We start from the raw sequence: 4,306 nt of genomic DNA on the forward strand, positions 1-4,306 counted from the left end.
CGTACCGGCGGCCCGCGCGTGGGGGGGGGCCGCCGGCGCGCGGGCGGGTGATGCGGGCGCCGCCCGCGAGCCGGGGTGTGGGGGCGCCGGTCAGGCGCGGGTGGCGACGGCGGAGGCCGAGCGGGAGCCGCCGGTGGCGAGGGCCGGTTCCGCGCGGACCGGGCCGTCGAGGAGGCGGCGCAGGAGGGCGGTGCGGCGGGCCGGGTCACCGCCGCCGGCGGTGTCCTCGTCGGCGAGGAGGGCGGAGAGGACGGCGACGCGGGCCTGGCCGGCGCGGAGCGTTCCGGTGAGGAGGGCGCCCGCGGCGACGAGGTCGACCGCGCCGCCCCCGGTGTAGATCTCGGCGAGCGGACCGGCCGGGACGCGGGTGGTGACGGCGACGAGGACACCCCGCGAGACGGCGCCGGCGACGGCCCGGACGATCTCGGGCGTGGCGTTGCCCGCGCCCGTGGCGACGAGGACGATGCCCCGGGCGCCGGCCGCGAGGGCCGCTTCGAGCAGGACGGGGTCGCCGTCGGAGTGGTGGGTGACGATGTCGACCCGGGGCAGCGGGACGGCGGGAGCCGTGCCGGGGGCCGCGGTGCGGGCGGCCCGCGGGAAGGGCAGGGGGGCGGGGCGCTCGGGCTGCCGCTCGATGTCGACGCGGGAGAACCCGACGCGGCCGAGGCGCTCGGTGGAGGGGTCCGAGAAGGCGTCGGCGGCGAGGGTCTGGGTCTTGACGGTGCCGCGTGCGGCGTGGACGCGGCCGTCGAAGACGACGAGGACGCCGAGGTCGCGGACGGAGGCGGCGACCTGGAGGGCGTCGTAGAGGTTGCCGGGACCGTCGCCGTCGCCCGTGCCGAAGGGGCGCTGCGCGCCGGTGAGCACGACGGGGCGGGCGTCGGTGTGGTGCAGGTCGAGGAGGAAGGCGGTCTCCTCCAGGGTGTCCGTGCCGTGGGTGACCACGATGCCGTCGACGCCGGGGTCGGCGAGGGTCTCGTGGACGGTCCGCAGGAGCGCCAGCTGGTGGGCCGCCGTCATCCGCGAGCTGTTGACGTTGAAGAGGTCGGTCACCTCGACGGTGACGCCTTCGGGGAGCGGGGCGGTGGCGAGGACGTCGTCGCCGGAGGCGTCGGCCGCGTAGCCGGTGCCCTGCCAGCGGCTGGCGATCGTCCCTCCGGTGCTGATGACGACGATCCGGCGCGGTGTCCCGTCGTTCGTCCGCTTCATGCCTCTGATGTCCTTCGCTGTGCGTCGTTCCCCTGTCGTCCGCAACCGTAGGCCAAAGGACGCGCAAGCGGATTGCGAATTCGGCCGGAGAAATGTTTCAGCGTGGTGGATGATTGCGCGCATGGACCGAATCGATCTCCATATCTTGCGCGAGCTCCAGAAGGACGGCCGTCTGAGCAACCAGGAGCTGGCCCAGCGGGTCGGGCTCAGCCCCTCCCCCTGCCTGCGGCGGGTGCGGCAGCTGGAACAGGACGGGGTGATCCAGGGCTACCGGGCGGTCATCGATCCGGAGGCGGTGGGACGGGGCTTCGAGGTCCTGGTCTCGGTCGAGGTGCGGCGCGACCGCGAGACGGTGGAGGCCTTCGAGGAGGCTCTCCAGGACATCCCGGACGTCATCGAGGCGTACCGCCTGTTCGGCAGCCCGGGCTGCCTGCTGCGGATCGCGGTGGCCGACCTCGCGGCGTACGAGCGGCTGTGGATCGAGCGGCTGACGACCCTGGCGGGGGTCACCGAGGTGAACTCCCAGATCATCATGAAGCGGATCAAGGAGCCGGAGGGCATGCCGGTGGACGTCAGGGGCGGCTGACCGGCCCCGGCCCGCGCGGGATCACCCAGTCCGGGGTCCAGGTGCCGGCGGCGTCGTGGCCGGTGGCCGTGGCGGCGATGTGGGCGCGGAGGGTCTCCAGGGCGGGGTGGGGGTTGTCGCGGTGCCGGAGCAGGGCGTGCGGGTAGACGGGGGTCGGGTCGGTCACCGGGATGCGGCGCAGTCCGTGGCCGGCGGGCCAGACCAGGCGGGTGTGGGCGCCCATGAAGGTGGCGAGGGCGGGGGTGTCGGCGATGGTGTCGAGGAGCGCGTCGGAGCCGAAGTTCGGGCCGGTCGCCTCGATGCCGAGGCCGAAGACGGCGACGAGGTCGTCGTAGTAGGCGGCCCACTCGCTGCCGGGGCGCAGGCCGGGCATCCAGATCCGGTGCCCGGCGAGTTCGGAGAGGGTGACCGAGCGGGCGCCGGCGAGCGCGTGGCCGGGGCCGGTGAGCAGTTCGAGGGGTTCGTCGATGGCCCGTACGGCCTCGATGCCGTCGGGGAGGGGGCGCCCGGGCGCGGCGACGGCGCGGAAGGAGGCGTCGATCTCCCCGGACCGGACGGCATCGACGGCCCGGTCGATGTCGAGCAGCATCACCACGTCCAGGTCGATCCCGGGGTGGCCGCGGTGGAAGCCGCGCATCAGGCCGGAGGCGGCGCCGCGCGAGGCGAGGATGTCGACGCGCAGGGGGCGGCGGCCGGGGTGGACGGACGCGGCCGCCCGCGCGGCGACGCGCAGCAGTTCGCGGGCGTGGGGAAGGAACGCCTGCCCGTCGATGGCGAGTTCGGCGCCGCGCGGGGTGCGGGTCAGGAGCCGTACGCCGAGGTGGCGCTCCAGTGCGGCGACGCGCTTGGAGACGGCCTGCTGGGTGACCGACAGCTCGGCGGCGGCCTTGTGGAACTGGCCGGCCTCCGCGACGGCGACGAAGGTGCGTACCGCTTCGAGATCCATACCGCTCACCTTAGGCAACAACGGATGGTTGTGGGCTGGGTGCGCGGGGGTTGTTTGACCTGCGGAGGTGTCTCCGGCTTGGCTCTGCCCGGTCACCGCCGGTTGTCGCGGTGGAGGTGCCGGGACGAGCGGGCGGAGGAGGGTCGTGAGGAGTCGGAGACGCCTTGGCCGGGACTTCGGGCTGCTGTGGGCGGGCTACGCGGTGAGCGCGTACGGTTCCGGTCTGGCGTTCGGGGCGCTGCCGCTGGTCGCGGTGCTGGTGCTGCGCGCCGGCCCGGCCGAGGTCGCCCTGCTGTCCGCGGCGGGGCCGGCGGTGGGGGCGCTGGTCGCCCTGCCGCTCGCGCCGTGGGTGGACCGCCGGCGCAGGCGGCCGGTCATGATCGCGGCGGATCTGGTGCGGTGCGGGGCCCTGATGTCGATTCCTGTCGCGTACGCCTGCGGCCTGCTCGGCTTCGGTCAGGTGCTCGCGGTCTCGGTGGTGACGGCCGCCGCGCGGATCACCTTCGGCGCGGCGAGCGGCGCCCTTGTCACCTCCCTCGTCCGACCGGACGATCGGCTCGTGGCCCAGGCGAGGTTCGAGTCCACGAACTGGAGTTCCCTCGCGGTCGGGCCGCCGCTGGGCGGGGCGGCCATCGGCCTGTTCGGGCCGGTGGCCACGGTCGTGGCCGACGCGTTCGGCCACCTGCTGTCGGCACTCGCGATCGGCGCGATGCGGGGCGGCCGGGAGGCGGGGCCGGGGGCGGCGGGACAGGTCCGGGGAGGTGCGGGGGGGCTTGAGCCCGTGGCTCACGCGGGGCGGGCCCCGGAGGCCGCCGGGAGGGTCCGGCGGGCAGTGTTCCCGCCCGCCGCCGGGGACCGCGGCCGGGTCGGGGCCGTCCTCTGCGGGTGGCGTCACCTTCTGGGGGATCCGGGGCTGCGGGCGCTCTTCCTCAATCAGCTGCTCGTCTCCGGCCTGGTGATGGCGACCGAGCCGCTGCTCGCCGTGCTGCTGCTGCGTGATCTCGCGCTGCCGCCCTGGCAGTACGGTCTCGTCTTCGCCGTCCCGTGCCTCGGCGGACTCGTCGGGTCCCGGCTGGCTCCGCGGGTCGTCGCCCGCCACGGCCGCGACCGGGTCCTGCGGACCGCCGGTACGCTGCGCGTGCTGTGGCTGCCCGGCCTGGCCCTCGCACCCGCCGGGGTCACCGGACTCGTCACCGTGACGGCGGTCGAGCTGGCGATCGTCCTGCACATGAGCCTCTACACCCCGGTCGTGGCGGCCTGCCGGCTGGAACGGACACCCCCGCACCTCGTCGCGCGCACCCTGACGGCCTGGTCCCTCGGCCAGCAGGCATCCCTGGCCGTCTGCACCACGCTCGGCGGCCTCCTCGCCGGTCTCACCGGCCCCCGCCCGGCCCTCGCGGCGGTGGGCCTCCTCGCCCTGGCCACCCCGCTCCTGCTCCCCCGCCCCGGCCAACTGGCCCCGCTCACAGGGGAACCGGCCGGCGGACGGCGGTGACGGAGGTGGCATCGTGGGGGCCATGCGCACGCAGGGGACGACACCGGCACCGGGCGGGCTCGACGCTCTG

The 4,306-nt window shown here is 75.5% G+C and carries 4 protein-coding genes; 2 read left to right on the plus strand and 2 right to left on the minus strand.

The genetic code is table 11. From position 1 onward, the window contains the following. Nucleotides 1-90: 90 nt before the first annotated feature. Nucleotides 91-1,209, minus strand: coding sequence for an asparaginase (locus RIF68_RS28745; RefSeq protein WP_309054212.1), 1,119 nt, complete (start codon nucleotides 1,207-1,209; stop codon nucleotides 91-93). Between the two features lie 121 nt (nucleotides 1,210-1,330). On the opposite strand from RIF68_RS28745, the gene RIF68_RS28750 reads away from it, so the two are divergent. After that, nucleotides 1,331-1,795, plus strand: coding sequence for an Lrp/AsnC family transcriptional regulator (locus RIF68_RS28750; protein WP_309054213.1), 465 nt, complete (start codon nucleotides 1,331-1,333; stop codon nucleotides 1,793-1,795). Here the strand turns inward: RIF68_RS28750 and RIF68_RS28755 are convergent. Then, nucleotides 1,782-2,741 (minus strand): LysR family transcriptional regulator, encoded by a 960-nt coding sequence (locus RIF68_RS28755; protein ID WP_309054214.1) that lies wholly within the window; start codon nucleotides 2,739-2,741, stop codon nucleotides 1,782-1,784. The two genes, RIF68_RS28750 and RIF68_RS28755, sit on opposite strands and share 14 nt — an antisense overlap. 145 nt (nucleotides 2,742-2,886) lie before the next feature. Here RIF68_RS28755 and RIF68_RS28760 point away from each other — a divergent pair, with 145 nt between their 5' ends. Next, nucleotides 2,887-4,236, plus strand: a complete 1,350-nt coding sequence (locus tag RIF68_RS28760; protein ID WP_309054215.1) for an MFS transporter — start codon at nucleotides 2,887-2,889, stop codon at nucleotides 4,234-4,236. Nucleotides 4,237-4,306: the final 70 nt, after the last annotated feature.

It is taken from the genome of Streptomyces sp. (assembly GCF_031178505.1).
Classification (GTDB): Bacteria; Actinomycetota; Actinomycetes; order Streptomycetales; family Streptomycetaceae; genus Streptomyces; species Streptomyces gulbargensis.